The organism is Youxingia wuxianensis, assembly GCF_014385085.1.
GTDB lineage: Bacteria > Bacillota > Clostridia > Oscillospirales > Ruminococcaceae > Youxingia > Youxingia wuxianensis.
On record NZ_JACRTD010000001.1, the window covers coordinates 109244 to 128762 of the forward strand.

Annotated in this window: 15 protein-coding genes; 12 read left to right on the forward strand and 3 right to left on the reverse strand. The window is 45.5% G+C overall.

The genetic code is table 11. The features are described from left to right. The first annotated feature begins 23 nt into the window (after positions 1–23). The 5 genes from H8705_RS00565 to H8705_RS00585 all read left to right on the forward strand — a co-directional run bounded on the left by H8705_RS00565 (position 24) and on the right by H8705_RS00585 (position 5707). Positions 24–1157: a hypothetical protein gene (locus H8705_RS00565; protein ID WP_262393932.1), complete on the forward strand. Its 1134-nt coding sequence runs from the start codon at positions 24–26 to the stop codon at positions 1155–1157. A 24-nt stretch (positions 1158–1181) separates the two neighbouring features. Then, entirely contained in the window at positions 1182–1403 is a 222-nt protein-coding gene (locus H8705_RS00570) for an EAL domain-containing protein (RefSeq protein ID WP_262393933.1), read from the forward strand. A 64-nt stretch (positions 1404–1467) separates the two neighbouring features. Continuing rightward, complete coding sequence (gene mutY, locus H8705_RS00575; RefSeq protein ID WP_262393934.1) at positions 1468–2535, forward strand: A/G-specific adenine glycosylase; 1068 nt, start codon at positions 1468–1470, stop codon at positions 2533–2535. Positions 2536–2555: 20 nt separating this feature from the next. Continuing rightward, a complete protein-coding gene (locus tag H8705_RS00580) occupies positions 2556–4322 on the forward strand; it encodes an ABC transporter ATP-binding protein (protein WP_262393935.1) in 1767 nt (588 codons plus the stop codon). 35 nt (positions 4323–4357) lie between these two features. Next, the gene (locus tag H8705_RS00585) at positions 4358–5707 is read left to right on the forward strand and encodes an MATE family efflux transporter (RefSeq protein WP_262393936.1); all 1350 of its coding nucleotides are present in this window, start codon (positions 4358–4360) and stop codon (positions 5705–5707) included. A 41-nt stretch (positions 5708–5748) separates the two neighbouring features. On the opposite strand, the gene H8705_RS00590 is transcribed toward H8705_RS00585, so the two are convergent. Beyond that, on the reverse strand, positions 5749–7101 hold the full coding sequence (locus tag H8705_RS00590; RefSeq protein WP_262393937.1) for a hemolysin family protein: 1353 nt from the start codon (positions 7099–7101) through the stop codon (positions 5749–5751). Between the two features lie 249 nt (positions 7102–7350). Here H8705_RS00590 and H8705_RS00595 point away from each other — a divergent pair, with 249 nt between their 5' ends. From H8705_RS00595 to pheA, 4 genes are all read left to right on the forward strand, one after another. After that, positions 7351–8625, forward strand: a complete 1275-nt coding sequence (locus tag H8705_RS00595; protein WP_392392054.1) for a chloride channel protein — start codon at positions 7351–7353, stop codon at positions 8623–8625. Positions 8626–9377: 752 nt separating this feature from the next. Then, positions 9378–10412, forward strand: a complete 1035-nt coding sequence (locus tag H8705_RS00600) for a sugar kinase (RefSeq protein WP_262393939.1) — start codon at positions 9378–9380, stop codon at positions 10410–10412. A gap of 400 nt (positions 10413–10812) precedes the next feature. After that, positions 10813–11829 (forward strand): 3-deoxy-7-phosphoheptulonate synthase, encoded by a 1017-nt coding sequence (aroF, locus tag H8705_RS00605; RefSeq protein WP_262393940.1) that lies wholly within the window; start codon positions 10813–10815, stop codon positions 11827–11829. 8 nt (positions 11830–11837) lie between these two features. Beyond that, a complete protein-coding gene (gene pheA, locus H8705_RS00610; RefSeq protein ID WP_262393941.1) occupies positions 11838–12956 on the forward strand; it encodes a prephenate dehydratase in 1119 nt (372 codons plus the stop codon). A 38-nt stretch (positions 12957–12994) separates the two neighbouring features. On the opposite strand, the gene H8705_RS00615 is transcribed toward pheA, so the two are convergent. Together H8705_RS00615 and H8705_RS00620 are read right to left on the reverse strand one after the other, a co-directional pair. Further along, entirely contained in the window at positions 12995–13618 is a 624-nt protein-coding gene (locus H8705_RS00615; RefSeq protein ID WP_262393942.1) for an HAD family hydrolase, read from the reverse strand. 66 nt (positions 13619–13684) lie between these two features. Next, a complete protein-coding gene (locus H8705_RS00620) occupies positions 13685–15058 on the reverse strand; it encodes an alanine/glycine:cation symporter family protein (protein WP_262393943.1) in 1374 nt (457 codons plus the stop codon). A gap of 109 nt (positions 15059–15167) precedes the next feature. Between H8705_RS00620 and fba the strand changes: the two genes are divergently transcribed. The 3 genes from fba (at position 15168) to clpB (ending at position 19478) form a co-directional block, all read left to right on the forward strand. Then, positions 15168–16031, forward strand: coding sequence for a class II fructose-1,6-bisphosphate aldolase (gene fba / locus H8705_RS00625; protein WP_316248636.1), 864 nt, complete (start codon positions 15168–15170; stop codon positions 16029–16031). Between the two features lie 140 nt (positions 16032–16171). Then, entirely contained in the window at positions 16172–16840 is a 669-nt protein-coding gene (locus H8705_RS00630) for a hypothetical protein (RefSeq protein WP_262393944.1), read from the forward strand. Between the two features lie 34 nt (positions 16841–16874). Continuing rightward, positions 16875–19478: an ATP-dependent chaperone ClpB gene (gene clpB / locus H8705_RS00635; RefSeq protein WP_262393945.1), complete on the forward strand. Its 2604-nt coding sequence runs from the start codon at positions 16875–16877 to the stop codon at positions 19476–19478. Positions 19479–19519: the final 41 nt, after the last annotated feature.

A 19519-nucleotide genomic window follows, 5' to 3' on the forward strand; every position in this document is an offset into this window, starting at 1 on the left:
ATAGATAGGAAAATGGAGAGAATATGCAGACAATTGCCCGAGCCAATCGCGTGGCGGAAGGAAAGAGCAATGGTCTGATTGTTGATTATATCGGCATCGTAAAAGCCTTGAGAAAAGCGCTGGCGGATTATACTGCGAACCAAGGCGGCGGTGAGGGTACTGACCCCACCGTAGATAAGGAGAAACTGATCGCCCGCATTCATGAGATTATTGCCGCAGCATCGGCATTTCTGGGAGAGCATGATTTCTCTCTGGATGCACTGGTCAATACAAAGATAGGCACCTTTGAACAGCTTTCGCTGCTCCAGGATGCCACAAATGCTATGTGCGAAACACTGGAAATCAGGAAGACATACCAGACCTATGCCAGTGAACTGGCAAGGCTGATGAAGTATGTTGACCGAAATGATGTGGATGCACAGACCCGTACTTACAAAGACGCGATTATTGCTATCTACGATGCTCTGCAAAAGAAACGGAAGCATTCCGACAATACAGACCTTATGGTTGAGATTAACGGAATTGTGAATGAGTATATCGTCATTGAACAACAGCAGCCGGGGCTTAATCCGTCCAAGCGCTTCGATATCAGCAATATTGATTTTGATATTCTGATTAAGGAATTTGCGAAAACGAAAAAGCAGAACCTGGTTATGAAAGACCTACAGGATTTGATTCAAGTGCGACTGGATAGTATGCTGATTTCTAATCCCCGCCGTATTGATTATCTCCTTCGTTACCAGGAAATCATCACAGCCTATAACAGCGAACAGGACAGAGCCACCATCGAAAAGACATTTATGGATTTGATGGATTTGGCAAACAGCATGGATTCCGAACAACAACGCTATGTCCGTGAAGGTTTCACAAGTGATGAGGAGCTATCCCTTTACGATATGCTCTTCTCCGATAACCTTTCCAAAGAGGACATCAAGGCTATTAAGAAAGTGGCAGTTGACCTTCTCGCTAAGATTAAATCTAAGATTGCTGAACTTGACCACTGGACAGATAAGCAAGAAACCAAAGCTGCTGTGGATAATCTGATTCGTGATACCTTGTGGGCAGAACTGCCGGAATGTTACGATGAAGTCAGCATTTCCATGTATCGTCAACAAATCTACGAATATATTTATACACGGTATAGGGTGGTTGCGTAAACCGTTCAAAATGAAAGGGCTAATATGAAAGGATCAAATGGAGAGCCTATGCTTCTTTATATCACCCCTGATTTTGTAAAAATCGACATATCTATTGTTCGGGATGTGGACATAGACGGGACCCGGCAAAAAATTCTCAAAAATATGATGTCCTATACCCGTCAGCAAGGTGTCAAGCTAATTGCAGAAGGGGTAGAAACTCAGGCGAATATTACACGGACAGGCCGGCGCGGCCCAGGAAAATAAAAATGGAACTGGCGGCGTATATGCCGCCAGTTTACTCTCTCTTTATAAGAAATGAGGATGTTATTTGGAACAGGATTTGCTTTGTAAAATTCCCGGGCCCCTTCTGGCCTGGTATGATAAAAATGCAAGGGTCCTTCCCTGGCGGCAGGACCCTCAGCCTTATTATGTATGGGTATCGGAAATCATGCTCCAGCAAACCCGGGTAGAGGCGGTTAAACCTTATTTTGACAGATTCATCACCGCCCTTCCCACCGTTGCCGCTTTGGCTGAGGCACCGGAAGAGCAGCTTTTAAAGTTGTGGGAGGGACTGGGATATTATAACCGGGTACGCAATTTACATAAAGCGGCAAAGATAGTTATGGAAAACTATCATGGGCAGCTTCCTGCTGATTTTGAAACACTTCTCACCCTGCCGGGCATAGGTAAATATTCTGCCGGAGCGATTGCATCAATCGCTTATGGGATCCCCATGCCGGCGGTGGACGGAAATGTGCTCCGGGTAACCGCTCGGGTGTTGGCCAGTGAAGAAGATATTACAAAGGAACAGGTAATTTATGATATCTCCTCCCGGCTGCAAAAGATTCTGCCCAGGGATCGGGTAGGAGATTTTAATCAGGCGCTGATGGAACTGGGAGCGCTTATTTGTCTTCCTGTTGGAAAAGCGCAGTGCCTTCTTTGTCCTTTACGCCATCTTTGCCGGGGTTATGAACAAGGAATTTATATGGAATTACCGAAGAAGGCGCCTAAAAAGCAAAGACGTATTGAAGACAGAACTGTTTTTGTGATAATATCACAGCAGAGGGTATTGATCGCCAAGCGTGGAGAAAAGGGGCTGCTTGCCGGTCTATGGGAGCTTCCTAATACACAGGGGGCGATGGATGAGACGCAGTGCAGAGAGTACCTCTTCCTCCGGGGAGCGAAGATAAACAAAATTGTCTCCCTGGGAAAGGCAAAACACATATTTAGCCATGTAGAATGGCATATGACCGGTTATGGCGTATACTTGGAAGAAGAAAATTTCCCGTGGGAAGATGCTGTTTGGGCGTCTGCTCGGGAATTGGGGGAAAGTTATGCCCTTCCTACCGCGTTTAAGGCGTATACGGGGCAGATAAAGAAGTTGTTGTGTGAATAAATTTATCCGTGGAGGTAGACATGCAGAATAAAAAACATAGCACCCTGGGCCTTGTAAAACGGTTTGCTCCTTATTTTAAAAAATACCGCTGGATACTTACGCTGGATTTGTTTTGTGCGGCGCTGACCACCGTATGCGAAATGGTATTTCCGCTGATTGTGCGGTATATTACCGATATGGGAATGAACAATATGCAGAGCCTTACGGTAGGGTTGGTGTTAAAGGTAGGGGCTTTTTATCTGGTGCTGCGTATTATTGACACCGCCGCCAACTATTATATGGCAGATATCGGCCATGTGATGGGGGCAAAAATTGAGACGGATATGCGGGAGGATTTGTTTTCTCACCTGCAAAAGTTATCCTATTCATTTTATAACAATACCCAAGTCGGTCAGTTGATGGCTCGTATTACCAGCGATCTGTTTGATGTGACCGAATTTGCCCATCACTGCCCGGAAGAATTTTTTATTTCGGGGCTGAAGATTGTGGTGTCGTTTTTTATTTTAGCGGGCGTGGATATTTGGCTGACGTTAATTATCTTTTCCATTCTCCCTATTCTGCTGTTTTGTTCCATTTATTATAATAAAAAAATGCGCAGAGCGTTTAAAAAATCACGGCACCAGATTGGTAAAATTAACGCTCAGGTAGAAGACAGTTTGCTGGGAATCCGGGTGGTAAAATCCTTTGCCAACGAAGAGATTGAAGAGGATAAATTTAACGAGGGAAATCATGGATTTTTGGAGATAAAAAGAGAACAGTATATGTATATGGCCGGCTTCCAAAGCACGACTCGTTTGTTTGACGGGGTGATGTATATCGCCGTTGTAGTGGCGGGGGCCCTGTTTATGATAGACGGTAAGATTACCCCTTCGGATTTAATAGCGTATCTTTTGTATGTGACCACTTTGCTCACTTCTATCCGAAGAGTGGTGGAGTTTACAGAACAGTTCCAAAAGGGAATGTCCGGGATTGAACGGTTTTTTGAGGTTATGGATGCGCCGATAGAGATTTTTGACGCTCCTGGCGCTGTAGAATTGAAGGATGTGGCGGGAGATATAAAATTCGACCATGTGAGCTTCACCTATATGGATGATAATACCCAAGTTTTAAAGGATATTGATCTCCATGTAAGTCCAGGTCAGAATGTGGCCTTGGTGGGACCTTCCGGCGGAGGAAAAACCACACTGTGCAATCTGATTCCCCGATTTTATGACGCTACTGACGGCAGGGTGCTTATCGATGATAAGGATGTAAGAACTTTAACTATGCACTCCCTGCGGTCTCAAATCGGCGTAGTTCAGCAGGAAGTCTATTTGTTTTCTGGCAGCGTGTACGAGAACATCGCTTACGGCCGGCCAGATGCCACCAAGGAAGAAATTATCACCGCGGCCAAACAGGCAGGCGCCCATGAGTTCATTATGCAGCTGGGGGATGGATATGACACCTATGTAGGAGAACGGGGAGTAAAACTTTCCGGAGGTCAGAAACAGCGCATCAGCATTGCACGGGTGTTTTTAAAAAATCCTCCCATTCTGATTTTAGATGAAGCCACTTCCGCACTGGACAATGAAAGTGAACGATTGGTGCAGCGATCCCTGGAGCTGCTGGCAAAGGGAAGAACTACTTTTACGATTGCCCACCGGCTTACGACCATCCGAAATGCGGATATCATCCTGGTGCTTACCGACAATGGAATTGTGGAGCAGGGCAACCATCGGGATTTGATGGCGAAAAAAGGAATTTATTACAGCTTATATAGTATGTACAGCGACACCATTGCCGAATAAAGAGCGGCAGTGCGTTCAATAGAGGGTTAGGGTATATGATGAGTGGACAAAGAGCTGAGTTTCCTTTGGAAGAAAAACGGGAAATACGAAAAGAGTATTTTCGCTACCTGATTCCCACCGTAATCGGGATGGTAGCTCATTGCTGTTACTGCTTGGCGGATGTGTTTTTTGTAGGAATAGCAGTGGGGAGCAACGGGCTTGCAGCGTTAAACGTATCGCTTCCGATTTTTACCGTGTATACTACTTTCAGCATTTTAATCGGCGTAGGAGCAGCAACCACGATTTCTGTCTGCCGCGGAGCGGGAGAAACACAAAGTATCAATAAGGTTTTTACTCAGGCGATGATCTCGGTAATACTTTTCGGCGGTTTGCTGGGGATATTCGGGACGTTGTTTCTGCGGGAAATCGCTTATGCGTTTGGCGCCACTGATTTAATTGTAGATGGAGTGGTAGGTTATCTTTCTCCAATTAGTCCTTTGGCAGTGGTGTATATGATGGCAAGTTCTTTAGGGGTAATTGTGCGAAGCGACGGCAACCCCCGGCTGGTGATGATTGCAGGGACGTTAGCTAACATTACCAATATTGTGCTGGATTATATTTTTGTAATTGGAATGGGTATGGGCACGTTTGGCGCAGGTCTTGCCACGATTATCGGACCATTTGTCAATGTGGCTCTGTTAAGCCTTCATTTTATCAAACATGTCAATCAGGTTTCCCTGACAAAACATTTTTTCTCCCCGGGACTTTTCTGGCGGATGGTGAAAAATGGGGTAGGTTCCGGTGTGTTGGAAACCTCCTCTGGTTTTGTGATTCTGATGTTTAATATTGTGCTGATTCGGGTGAGTGGGGAAACCGCAGTAGCGGTGTTTGCGATTATTTCAAATATCGGTTATGTAGGCAAGGGGATTTTTAATGGGATGGCCCAGGCTGCGCAGCCAATTATCAGTTTAAGCTATGGGGCGAGGGAATACCGCCGGATGAAGCTGGTCAATCGGTACGCTATGATTACTACTCTATGTTTTTCTTGCGGGGTATATCTGCTTGTTCTGCTCTTTCCGGGGAATATTATTGGTGCGTTTGTCTCTACGGATGCGCAGGTATTGGCGATCGGTATCCCAGCGATCATCTTATATTTTCTCTCGTTCCCGTTTACTGGAATGAATACTATCCTTATGTATTATTTCCAATCCATTGAGCACGCTACCCACACGACAATAATTGCATTTTTACGGGGAATTTTACTGGTATATGCGGCCTTGAGCCTATTTTCCCGTCTGTGGGGGCTTACCGGCGTTTGGCTGGCGCTGCTGGCGGCGGAATTTATTACTTTTGCAATTTTCTATCCAATTAAAATTCGTATGGACCGCAGATCTTACAGCCAATAAGAAAGCTCGCCGGCGATTTATTTCGCCGGCGAGCTAAAATTTTATTCTGCTTTAAAAGTTTCTGCAAGGACAGGTTCAGGAGCCGGGGCCTTTTGCGCATGGATTTTTGAAATCCTGCGTTCCACCACCCCAAGGACAGTAAACTCAACATCCCCTACAGTGACGGTGGGCCGCTCTTCTTCCTGCGGGATATGGCCCAGTTGCTCTACAATATAGCCGCCGATGGTATCACAGTCCAGGTCGTCGTCAAATTTAATATGAAACAGCCGTTCGATTTCATCTAAAGGCACTACGCCGTCGATAAGGTATGTGTCTTGAGCAAGCTGGCTGATTTCCTCTTCTTCGTTATCATATTCATCTTGGATGTTCCCTACAATAGATTCAATGAGGTCCTCCATGGTAACCAGTCCGGAGGTGCCGCCATATTCATCCACCACAATGGCCATCTGGATTTTCTTTTCCTTAAACAGATGAAACAGTACTTTACACCGGTTGCTTTCCGGGACATAAAGAGCTTCCCGCATATAATCCGCCATATTGAATTGAGCGTTGGGATTTTCCATTACCAGCCCCAAAAGATCTTTTACATACAAAATCCCCACAATATTGTCCAGCGAGCCGGCGTAAACGGGAATACGGGAACAGCCTTCCTCTACTGCCCGGGTAATTACCTGGGATAGAGGCTCGTTTATTTCTACCGCTACAATTTCTGTACGATGGGTCATAATCTCCCCAACAGTGCGGTCATCGAACTCAAAAATATTATTAATCATTTCCTTTTCACTTTGTTCGATCGTACCGCTTTCGTTTCCTACATCCACCATCATACGGATTTCCTCTTCCGTGACCTCCTCCGGCTTCTGATGAGGATCGATCCCCAAAAGGCGGAGAACGCCGTTAGTAGACATGGAAAGCAAAGCGACAAACGGCTTTTCCAGCTTATAAATTATCGACAGGGGGCGGGCAATAGCAAAAGAAATCTTTTCAAAATTGCTCATAGCCAACCTTTTTGGAACCAGCTCGCCAAAGACCAAAGTAAAAAAAGAAAGAATAAGGGTAATGCCAATCAAAGAAACCACCCGAATAACCTCCGGGGAGATTGCTACGTTTCGCAGGGCATAGACTACATACTCTACAAAGGTATCCGCCGCAACCGCCGAAGCGAGAAAGCCGGATAAAGTCACGCCTACTTGAATTGTAGCGAGAAACTTGGATGGCGCGCCGACAAATTTTGTAAGAATGCCGGCCGCTTTATTGCCTTCCTCCGCCATTTTTCTTAATTTGTTGTCGTTAAGTGAGATTACTGCAATCTCAGACATAGCAAAAAAAGCGTTGGTTGCAATTAGAATTAACAGCAGTAAAAGGTAAATCCATAGACTACCGTCGGGTTCCATAAACACTCTCCTTTAATGAAACGTTTTAAAATAATGTTTATTAAATGATATCGGATTTTAAAAATCTTGTCAATCAGGTAGAAATCACCCAAGAAGAAGATTTGCCGCGCTTTGGGCATAAATTAAACGTACAAATACGTTTAAGGGACCTACAACCCCTAATTTATTGTGGGGTGGGGCTACATGGGAAAAATGATCCTTTTGCTTATATAAAAATTGTGTTAAAATAATAATAGATTGTTTTAGGAGATGTGTTTTGTGACAAAGGTTGTCTGGTTTTATCGGATTTATCGGCAGGTACTAAAAAATTTGAAAATTTTTTGTAAATGGGTGCTTACTTCTGTTGCCATTGGATTTATCGTAGGCGGAGTAGGATGCCTATTTTATTTTGTCCTGCGATTTGTAACCAGTTTTCGGGGAGAACATCCTTGGATGGTATTCTTTTTGCCGGCGGCGGGTTTAGTAATTGTTTTCTTATATCATATTTGTAAAATAAACGAACCCAAAGGTACAAATCTGGTAATTACGGCCGTCCGTTCAGAGGAACAGATCCCCGCACGGATGGCTCCCCTTATTTTTATTTCCACTGCCCTGACTCATCTGTGCGGCGGTTCCGCCGGACGGGAAGGAGCGGCCCTCCAGTTAGGTGGGAGTTTGGGGGAGTGGATAGCGAAAGTTTGCCGGGTAAAGGAAGAATATAAAAACGTAGCGATTATGTGCGGCATGAGCGCGGCGTTTTCCGCTTTGTTCGGAACCCCGGTAGCGGCTACCATCTTCGCTATGGAGTTGGTAAGCGTGGGGGTGATGTATTATACAGCGCTGGTCCCCTGTGCCATTTCCTCCATAATTGCGTCTTTGCTGGCCAAACACTGTGGGATTGTACCGGAATCGTTTACTATTATACATACTCCGGGAATTACGGCCGTCAGTATTGTGAAAGTGGCGGCGCTGGGAGTAGTATGCGCAGGGGTCAGTATTTTACTCTGCTACTCTCTGCATACCGCCGGGAAGCTATATAAAAAATATCTTCCCAATCAATATGTACGAGCAATGGCAGGGGGGCTTTTAGTCGTTGCTTTGGCGTTTGTTTTCAGAACACAGGACTATTTGGGCGCGGGGATGAATATCATCGAAGAAAGCCTCCAAGGGGACGTGCGCCCGCAGGCGTTCTTACTAAAAATCTTATTTACCGCCGTCACTCTGGGTGCTGGGTTCAAAGGGGGAGAAATTGTTCCTTCTTTCTTTGTCGGGGCTACCTTCGGATGTGTGATGGGGCAACTGATTGGGCTGGAACCATCTCTGGCGGCAGCGATAGGAATGATGACTGTTTTCTGCGGTGTGACCAACTGTCCAGTGACCGCTTTGATGATGAGCTTTGAGTTGTTTGGTTTTACCACTCCAAGTTTTTTCCTAATTGCGATTCCCATCAGCTATATGCTTTCTGGGTATTACAGTCTTTATAGCGCCCAGAGGATTGTATATGCCAAGACAAAGCCAAAATATGTCAATCAAAAAACCCACTAAAGAAAAAGGCCCTTAGCTTGATAAGGGCCTTTTTCATGCTTGCGGTTTGGGGAAATAATGGTATAATTACTTTATTATTAAATATTTTTATAGCCGCGCCCGACAAATTGAAGATTTGCCTTCGCGGTTGGCGAAAAAACGCTTTGCGTTTAGGGGTACAGGCTACAAAAGGAGAGCATGGTTTCGCAAGCAAGCGAAACCAACCCCGGACGGTGTCCGGGTGCAAAACACGGTTTTGCCTCTATTTTTATAGCCGCGCCCGGCAAATTGAAGATTTGCCTTCGCGGTTGGCGAAAAACGCTTTGCGTTTAGAGGCGCAGGCTGCAAAAGGAGAGTATGGTTTCGCAAGCAAGCGAAACCAACCCCGGACACCGTCCGGGTGCAAAACACGGTTTTGCCCCTATTTTTATAGCCGCGCCCGGCAAATTGAAGATTTGCCTTCGCGGTTGGCGAAAAACGCTTTGCGTTTAGGGGCGCAGGCTGCAAAAGGAGAGCATGGTTTCGCAAGCAAGCGAAACCAACGCCGGACACCGTCCGGGAGCAAAACACGGTTTTGCCTCTATTTTTATAACCGCGCCCGGCAAATTGAAGATTTGCCTTCGCGGTTGGCGAAAAACGCTTTGCGTTTAGGGGCGCAGGCTGCAAAAGGAGAGCATGGTTTCGCAGGCAAGCGAAACCAACCCCGGACATCGTCCGGGAGCAAAACACGGTTTTGCCTCTATTTTTATTTCATTTTATTTGGGAGTGGTTTTATGGATTTTTTAAACAGAAAGAAAGAATTCGATGTTGTGGGCTTTGGAGAGGTCATGCTGCGCCTTTCCCCCTTGGGAGCGCAAAGACTGTCTCAGTCGGAACTGTTGGAAAACTGCCCGGGCGGATCGGAACTAAACGTGGTTTCAGGAATTTCTCTTTTAGGGCTTCGCACTGGTATTGTCACAAAGGTGCCGGACAACACTATGGGACAGTTTATTAAAAATAAAATCCGTTTTTACGGGGTAAGCGATGATTATCTCATTTACGACAAATCGCAAACCGGTCGTATCGGTATCTATTATTATGAAAGCGGAGCTTATCCCAGAAAACCGTCGGTTACGTATGACAGGAGATTTTCTTCTATTAATAGCATATCGATCGATGAGATTGATCCGAAGATTTACTCCTCGGTCAACGTGTTCCATACCAGCGGGATCAGCCTGGCATTGGGGGAACAAGTCAGAAATACTGCCATCGAGATGATCAAACGGTTTAAAAAACAGGGAGCGATTTTATCTTTTGATGTGAATTACCGAGCTAATCTGTGGGATGAAGAAACTGCCAGAAAAACAATTTATGATATTCTTCCTTTGATTGATATCCTGTTTGTTTCGGAGGAAACTTCCCGCCGGATGATGCAGCGTACCGGTACTATGCAGGAAATTATGAAGGGGTATTGTGAAGATTTTGGAGTAAAAATAGTAGCCAGTACTCATCGGGTAGTAAAAAGTCCCAAATGCCATTCGTTTAATTCCACTTTATATGTCCACGAAGAGGACAAATATTATACAGGCGTTCCTTATGAGAATATCGATGTGATCGACCGTATCGGAAGCGGCGACGCTTATGTAGCGGGGGCGCTGTTCGGCCTATTGAAAACCGGGAACCCTCAGGCGGCGATTGATTTTGGAAACGCCAGCTCGGCAGTGAAGAATACTATTCCAGGGGATATGCCGGCCAGCGATTATGCTGAGATCAGCCATATGATTTCAGTGCATAATTCTGGGAGAGACAGCGGAGAAATGAACAGGTAAATTTGCGTAATGGGATGGTGTGGTGCCTTGTGCGGCATTTAACGATTTAAATCATTGTTGTAAACTTTGCAAAAAGTACTTGACAGTTTTCTGTCATTTGCTATAATAGTGTCAGTTAATACCTGTATCTTTTGGAGGAAACCATGAACGAAATTATGAAAAAGCTTGCGGAAAAATTAAATAGCTTTTTTTACTTTATTAGCTGGGGCTTCTTTTTTAGCTTCGGTTATTTTGGCGTGTGTCATAATTTCAGTTTATTGAGTGAATAATTCTAAAGGTATAGGGTAATAGCCCAAAGGGATTATGCAAAGAGAACTCATAAACTGAGTTCTCTTTTTTGTTTTGTCCCGGAAATTTTATACGCGGAAACTGTCCGTACACTTTTAGGAGAGTGAAAACCATGATAGTTATTTTAAAACCTGGTACTTCTCAGAAAGAGATTGATACGTTATCAGACTCGCTGATAAAACAAGGGGTTCAGGTCAATCCGGTAATTGGTACAGACCTGATTATTCTGGGGCTGGTAGGCGATACCAGCAAAATTGATCCCACCCAAATTGAGGCCAATCGGAATGTTACCAAGGTAATGCATGTGGCGGAACCCTTTAAAAAAGCCAATAAAATGTTCCATCCCAAACCTACCGTCATTGAGGTAAACGGACAAAAGATCGGCGGAGACAGCAGACTTGCATTAATGGCGGGACCCTGCTCCGTAGAATCAGAAGAACAAATTGTAGGCATTGCCCAGGAAGTGAAAAAAATGGGAGCAAACTTCTTGCGTGGCGGCGCATTTAAACCAAGAACCTCTCCTTACGCATTCCAGGGACTGCAATATGAAGGTTTGGAGCTTTTAATGGAAGCACGAGAAAAAACCGAATTGCCTATTGTAACTGAAATTATGTCGCCGTATGATATTGAAACTTTTGTGGAAAAAGTAGATATTATTCAGGTAGGCGCCCGTAATATGCAGAATTTTGAGCTGCTTAAAGAATTGGGACGTACTTCCAAACCCATTCTTCTTAAACGGGGTCTTTCCGCTACCATTGAAGAATGGCTGATGTCGGCGGAATATATCATGTCTGGGGGAAATGAGAAAATTATTCTGTGCGAGAGAGGAATCCGCACCTTTGAAACCTACACTAGAAACACCTTGGATCTTTCCGCTATCCCCGCGGTGAAAAATCTAAGTCATTTGCCGGTAGTGGTGGATCCAAGCCATGCCACAGGTAAATGGTGGATGGTAGAACCTTTGGCCAGAGCGGCAGTGGCCGTGGGCAGCGACGGCCTTATTATCGAAGTGCATAACGACCCGGCCAATGCTTTATGCGATGGTCAGCAGTCGATCAAACCCCATGTGTTCGGGGAATTGATGGAACAGATCAAATTGATTGCCAAAGCGGTTGGCAGGGAAGTATAAGGTGAACTATGGGAGATTTGACAGATTATCGCAGGCAGATTGATGAGATTGACTCTCAACTGATTCCCCTGTTTGAAAAGAGGATGGATCTAGCTCTTCAAGTAGCCCGTTACAAGCAGGAAAACCATCTTCAAGTGCTCCAAGGCGGTAGAGAGCAGCAAGTGCTAAACCTGGCGGTGGAACATTTAAACACTAAAGAATACGCAGATGCGGCGATACGGTTCATGAGCAACATCATGTCAATCAGCCGGGATTTGCAGAAGAAGAAACTTGCTGCAGGACAGGAAGATTTACCGGCTCCTCCCCAGGGGAAATTAGGCTATCCCGGGGTAGCTGGTTCCTTTTCCGAGCAGGCGCTGATCGAATATTTCGGGAAAGAGTGCGACCGGGTGGCCTATGAGGAATTTGAGGATGTGTTTAAGGCAATTAAACGCGGGGAAATCCAATATGGGATTGTGCCGATTGAGAACTCTTTTACCGGAGCGGTAAGCGAATCCTACGATCTTTTAAGAAAATATGGATTTTATATTGTAGGAGAAAAGAGTATCCGTGTGGATCAGCACTTGGCATGCGTCCGAGGGGGTTCCCTGGACACAATCCGGGAGGTATATTCCCACGCCCAGGGGCTGGAACAGTGCAGTGAGTTCTTAAAATCTCACAAGGAGTGGAAACTGATCCCGTTCCATAATACGGCAATCGCTGCAAAATTTGTAAGCGATGCCAAAGATACAGGCAAGGCGGCGATCTGCAGCGAGTGTGCGGCCCAACTGTATGGCCTTGATCTGATAAAACCTTGTATCAACAACCAGACTGGAAATTCCACCCGTTTTATCATTATCGGACGGGAGCTGGAGCCCAAAGAGGGGGATAAGGTAAGCGTTGTTTTCTCTCTGGAGGACGAAGCGGGAACACTATACCGTCTGCTCAGTTATTTCGCCGCCAACCATATCAATATGGTAAAGATCGAATCGCGCCCAATGAAGGATGTTTCTTGGCGATATTTTCTCTATGTGGATTTTGAAGGGAATGTGGAGAGTCCACAATCGAAAACGGCGCTGGAACTGATTAAAAAGGATGCGGGGTATTTTAAACTATTAGGCGCTTATAAAGCGGACCGGTTAAATTAAAAGAAGAGCTTCGTAAGAATTTTCTTACGAAGCTCTTTTTATTTTATCAGCTGTAAAATATCTTTTGGATGATCAAAATAGTAATCCGCTTCCACCGTGTTTTTATTATGGGCGCCCCAAACCGCCAGGCCAAATAATGTCCCCGCGCCATGCGCACACTGCTTATCATACACGGTATCCCCGATATAAATAGTTTCTTTTGGATTTGCGCCGCTTTTCTCCAGATATTTAAGCATAGGATCTGGATATGGCTTATGAAGCTTGGTATCGCTGGCGCAAACAAAATGAGAAAAATAGGGCCACATTTTCTGATAATCAAAATCCAATCTCAGCTCGATATCAAGTTTAGAAGTAATAATCCCCAGCGTACACCGGCCGCTGTCCTTTAATGCCTGCAAGCTTTCCCGAATCCCGTCAAAGAGAGCAACGTTGCAGAACGCTTGACGGTAAAGCTCATCCCAGCGCTTTTCCACCTGCCGCGTTTTTAAAATCTCCATTTTTTCCATGGCCTCCTGATTGGGGACGCCGAAAACACATTGCAGCTTTTCTAAAGGAATAAGGCGGTTTTCTATCTCTAAAACGCTCTTTTGAAAAGCTTGAAGCACATATTTTTCCGTATCAATCAAGGTGCCGTCAATATCGAATACAATATGAGTGATCAATTTGCCTCTCCTTTATTTTTTTACTTTCTATACAGTAGCATTTTTTAGGAGGGGATGCAAGCCCGCTTAGGAATTTTTGAGCTTTTTGAGGTAGTTTTTTGTAGCGTGAAACACATCTCCAGAGAGAAATATCAGTCCTACCAAATTTGGGGTGGCCATCAGTCCGTTAAAGGTATCGGAAATATCCCATACCAATTCCAGCTTGGCGACACAGCCAAGAATAATCGCCAGGATAAATACCACACGATAGACAATAAGATGCTTGGCGCCAAATAAGTACTCTACCGCCCTCTCTCCATAGTAGGACCATCCCAGCATAGTGGCAAAGGCAAAGAACAAAATAGCGATGGTGATAAAACTTTTCCCAACTTCTCCAAAACCGGTCTCGAAGGCGGCCATTGCCAATTCCACGCCGTCCGCCCCGCAGCCTACCACACCGGAAGAGAGCATGGCTACGGCAGTAATGGTACACATGATGATGGTGTCGAAAAACACCTCGAACATGCCCCACATACCTTGTTTTGCCGGATCGGTGACATTGGAGGCGGAATGAACGATACAGGAAGTGCCCAAACCGGCTTCGTTGGTGAATACGCCCCGGGCAATTCCATAACGCACAGCGTTACTCATTATGTAGCCTCCGATTCCGCCGCCTACGCAGCGAAAATCAAACGCCTCGCTGAAAATTAACCGGAAGGCGTCTGGAACGTTTTCCCGATGGAGAATAATTAAAGCAATCCCTCCCAGAATGTAAAAAACAGCCATAAAAGGAACAAAACGTTCAGCGACTTTACCAATGCGTTTAATGCCTCCCAAGATCACTAAAGAAACTAATATAGCGACAATGACGCCTGTAACTAAAGGGGAGAGGTTCAAAGATCCTTTTAGCGCTCCGGCGATAGAATTTGCCTGGGTCATATTTCCCATGCCAAGGGAGGCTAGTACGCATAAACAGGCAAACAGCACGGCCAGTCCCTTGCAGCCAAGCCCCCGCTCCAAATAAACCATAGGTCCCCCAATCCAAGCGCCCTTTTCATTTTTATAGCGGTAACGGATACCCAGTACATTTTCTGCATAGTTAGTCATCATTCCGAAAAAAGAAGAAATCCACATCCAGAAGATTGCCCCTGGACCGCCGGCAGTTAAAGCGGTGGCCACCCCTACGATATTCCCGGTGCCGATGGTTCCTGCAAGGGCGGTGGACAGGGCTTGAAACTGAGAAATAGCGTTTGGATCCTTATTTTGTGTAACTGCTTTATTTCTAAAAATAGCGATAAATGTTTCGCCGAACCATAGCTTAAACCGGCGGATTTGGAAGAACCCGGTGCCTATGGTAAAGTAAACTCCAGTAAGGACCAAAAACAGCAGCATCCCTGGCCCCCAAACAAAGTCATTTACTATTTTATTTATTCCAGCAACTGAAGAAATAACGCCTTCCATAACAATTCTCCTTCACTTTTTTCCTCAGGGAAAAAGATTGATTTTTTATTATCAATGTCATATAATATAAGAAGCATACTAAAAAAATATGTAGGGGGTACGGGGTATCATGCTAGTATCTGCAAAAGAAATGCTCACAAAAGCCAAAGAAGGAAAATATGCTGTCGGTCAGTTTAATATCAACAACTTGGAATGGACAAAGATGGTTCTGACCACCGCCCAGGAGAATAATTCTCCAGTGATCCTCGGCGTATCCGAGGGAGCGGGAAAATATATGTGCGGTTATAAAACCATTGTAGGAATGGTAAACGGTATGCTGGAAGAGATGAAAATTACCGTACCGGTAGCGCTGCATTTGGATCATGGTTCTTATGAGGGCGCTTTGAAATGTATCGAAGCGGGATTTTCTTCGGTTATGTTTGACGGGTCCCATTATGGGATCGATGAAAATATTGAAAAAACAAAAGAAATCATTCGCATCGCCTTTGCTAAAGGCATTTCTGTAGAAGCGGAAGTAGGATCTATCGGCGGGGAAGAGGACGGCGTGATTGGAGCCGGAGAAGTTGCCGATCCTGCAGAGTGCAAACGGATCGCTGATCTGGGCGTTACTATGCTGGCCGCTGGTATTGGCAATGTCCATGGGAAATATCCGGAAAATTGGAAGGGACTTAACTTTGAAGTTCTCGCCGAGATTCAGAAGCTTACTTCCGGCATGCCGCTGGTTCTTCATGGAGGTACGGGAATCCCGCAGGATATGATCAAAACCGCTATTTCTCTGGGTGTTTCCAAAATTAATGTAAACACAGAATGTCAGTTGACCTTCGCGGCGGCGACCCGCAAGTATATTGAGCAGGGCAAGGATCTGCAGGGGAAGGGCTTTGATCCCCGCAAACTCCTGGCCCCTGGCTGCGAGGCTATCCGTCAGACAGTAAAGGAAAAAATGGAACTGTTCGGTTCCGTCAATAAAGCGTAAATTTAAATGAAAAGCGACCGCGGTATGCGGGCGTTTTTTTATGTATAAATTATTAATTTGTAATTAAAATTATATAATACTATTGACAAATTATTATATTTAAGTTACAATAATTGATGTAAAGAACGGAGGGATCACCAATGAATAAAAGCGTATATAGTTTGGTGCTCATGGACGATGTGGTACAGGCGATCGACCGTGAAGCATACCAGTTGGGGACCAGCCGGTCGAACCTGATCAATCAGATTTTGGCGGAGTTTGTTTCTTTTGATACGCCGGAAAAACGGATGAAGGAAATCTTTGAAAAAATGGAACAACTGATCCATGGAGAAACCACCTTCCAAATCCAACCTCAGCCTTCGGATGCCATGCTTTCTATCCGAAGCGCTTTAAGCTATAAATATAAGCCTGTAATCCGCTACGCGGTACAGCTGTATCGAAGTTCAGGGGATGAGGTGGGAGAATTGCGGGTATCCATCCGCACCCAAAGCCAGGCGCTTATCGCGAGCATTACCCGATTTTTTACCCTTTGGGCAAAGCTGGAGGAAAAGTATCTTTCACGGTTTTTTGAAGGAAATGAAATTCCATATGAAATTGACAACGGCCGCTATTTCCGGCAGTTTTTGTTGCCGCAAAAGACGGAAAATCAAACCAATGAAAAAATTGCTGAAGCGGTGACAGAGTATATCCGGATATTAGACCATATCCTGAAGATTTATTTTGCCAATCTGGAAGATTTACCCACGGCAATCGAAAAGATGGAAAAAGCTTATATCTCCTGTTTAAAAAACGGGATTGTAGTTATATAAGATAAGTTCAAACGATAGAGGAGGCGTGAAGTATATGAACGCTCAGAAATTCACACAAAAATCATTGGAGGCGATTGGCAGCGCCCAAAATCTCGCTATAGAAAACCAAAATATGCAGGTGGAGCAGGAACATCTGCTCTATGCTTTGGTTGACCAGGAGGGAGGGCTGATTGCCCAGCTTCTGAAAAAGATAGGGGTAGATCAGGCGATGCTGCTCTCCACCCTGCAGACAGAAATAGGTAAAATTTCCAGAGTGAGCGGACCGGGCCGGGAAAGCGATAAAATTTATGTTTCCCAAGAAGTGGACCGGACACTGGTACAGGCGGAAAAACAGGCCCAGCAGATGAAAGACGAATATGTATCGGTAGAGCATATTATGCTTTCGCTGCTGGAAACGCCTAACTCTGCGTTAAAGCGGATTTTTTCCGCATACAGTCTGGATAAAAATAAATTCCTCGGCGCTTTGATGAGCGTAAGGGGAAATGCACGGGTAACCAGCGATAACCCGGAAGAAACCTACGACGTCCTGGCAAAATACGGCCAGGACTTGGTGGAGCTTGCCAGAAATCAAAAATTGGACCCGGTAATCGGCCGGGATAACGAAATTCGAAATGTAATACGGATATTGTCCCGAAAAACCAAAAACAATCCGGTGCTTATCGGCGAGCCGGGTGTTGGTAAGACCGCTATCGCCGAAGGGCTGGCCCTTCGGATTGTCCGGGGGGATGTGCCGGAAAACTTAAAAGACCGTCGAATTTTTTCTTTGGATATGGGGGCGCTGATCGCAGGCGCCAAATTCCGGGGAGAATTTGAGGAACGACTGAAAGCGGTCCTTCAGGAGATCAAAAAAAGCGAAGGGAAAATTATTCTGTTCATTGATGAACTGCATACTATTGTGGGCGCGGGCAAAACAGAGGGATCCATGGATGCGGGAAATCTCTTAAAGCCTATGCTGGCAAGAGGGGAACTGCATTGCATCGGGGCGACGACCTTAAACGAGTACCGTCAGTATATTGAAAAAGACGCTGCCTTGGAACGCCGGTTCCAGCCGGTAATGGTCAACGAGCCTACGGTGGAAGATACCATTTCCATTCTGCGGGGACTTAAGGAACGGTATGAGGTTTACCATGGAGTTAAAATTCAAGATCAGGCGCTGATTGCAGCGGCGGTACTTTCCAATCGATATATTTCCGACCGGTTTCTGCCGGATAAAGCGATCGATCTGGTGGATGAAGCTTGTGCCATGATCCGTACGGAAATGGATAGCATGCCCACAGAATTGGATGAGATTTCCCGTAAAATTATGCAGCATGAAATAGAAGAAGCGGCCTTGAAAAAAGAGACTGACCAGCTTTCCAAAGAACATCTCAAAGAGATTCAGAAGGAACTGGCGGAAATGCGTTCTCAATTTAATGAGATGAAAGCCCGCTGGGAAAATGAGAAACAGGCGATTACCAAGGTTCAGAAGCTCAGGGAAGAGATGGAACAGCTTGGCGCGGAAATTGAAAAGGCCGAGCGCAATTACGATCTGAATAAAGCGGCAGAGTTAAAATATGGAAAAATGCCGGCGCTCCAGAAAGAACTGCAGGAAGAAGAGAAGCTTGCCGAACAGGCGGAGAAGGATAGTACCCTTTTGCGGGATAAGGTGACTGAGGAAGAAATCGCCCGTATTGTCGGCCGCTGGACTGGGATTCCGGTTGCCCGTCTGATGGAGGGGGAACGGGAGAAACTGCTTAATATGGAAAATATTCTTCACCAGCGGGTGATCGGCCAGCAGGAAGCGGTAGAAAAAGTTTCTGAAGCGATTCTTCGGTCCCGTGCGGGTATCCAGGACAGAAACCGTCCCATCGGTTCTTTCTTATTCTTAGGACCTACTGGAGTGGGGAAAACTGAGCTGGCCAAGGCGTTGGCTCAGGCGTTATTTGACGATGAGCATAGTATTGTGCGTATTGATATGAGCGAATACATGGAGAAATATTCCGTCAGCCGTCTGGTAGGAGCGCCTCCAGGATATGTGGGGTATGAGGAAGGCGGCCAACTAACCGAAGCGGTACGGCGGAAACCTTACTCTGTTGTATTGTTCGATGAGGTGGAAAAAGCGCATCCGGATGTGTTTAATATCCTGCTTCAGGTACTGGACGACGGCCGTATTACGGATAGCCAGGGCCGAACGGTAGACTTTAAAAATACTATCATTATCCTGACTTCCAATTTGGGCTCCAGCTACATTTTGGAAGGGATTAATGACAAAGGCGAAATTACTCAGGAAACGAAAGAAGCGGTGGAAGGGTTACTTCGCCAGCAGTTCCGTCCCGAGTTTTTAAACCGGCTGGATGAGATCGTATTCTATAAACCGCTGACCAAAAAGGAAATCGCTTCGATTGTGGATTTGCTGCTGGCGGATCTGCAGAAACGGCTTTCTGACAAACAACTTAGCTTGTCGATGACTCCGGCGGCCAAAGAATATGTGATCGATCAGGGATATGACCCGGTATACGGCGCCCGCCCCCTGAAACGTTTCTTACAGCATAAGGTGGAAACTTTGCTTGCGCGTATGATTATCGCGGAGGACCCTTCCCCGAACACACACTTAGAAGTTGACTACGACGGGGAAAAATTGGTTCTAAAAAGAAAATAAAATCCCAAAATAAAAAAGCACAGACAAATTTGTCTGTGCTT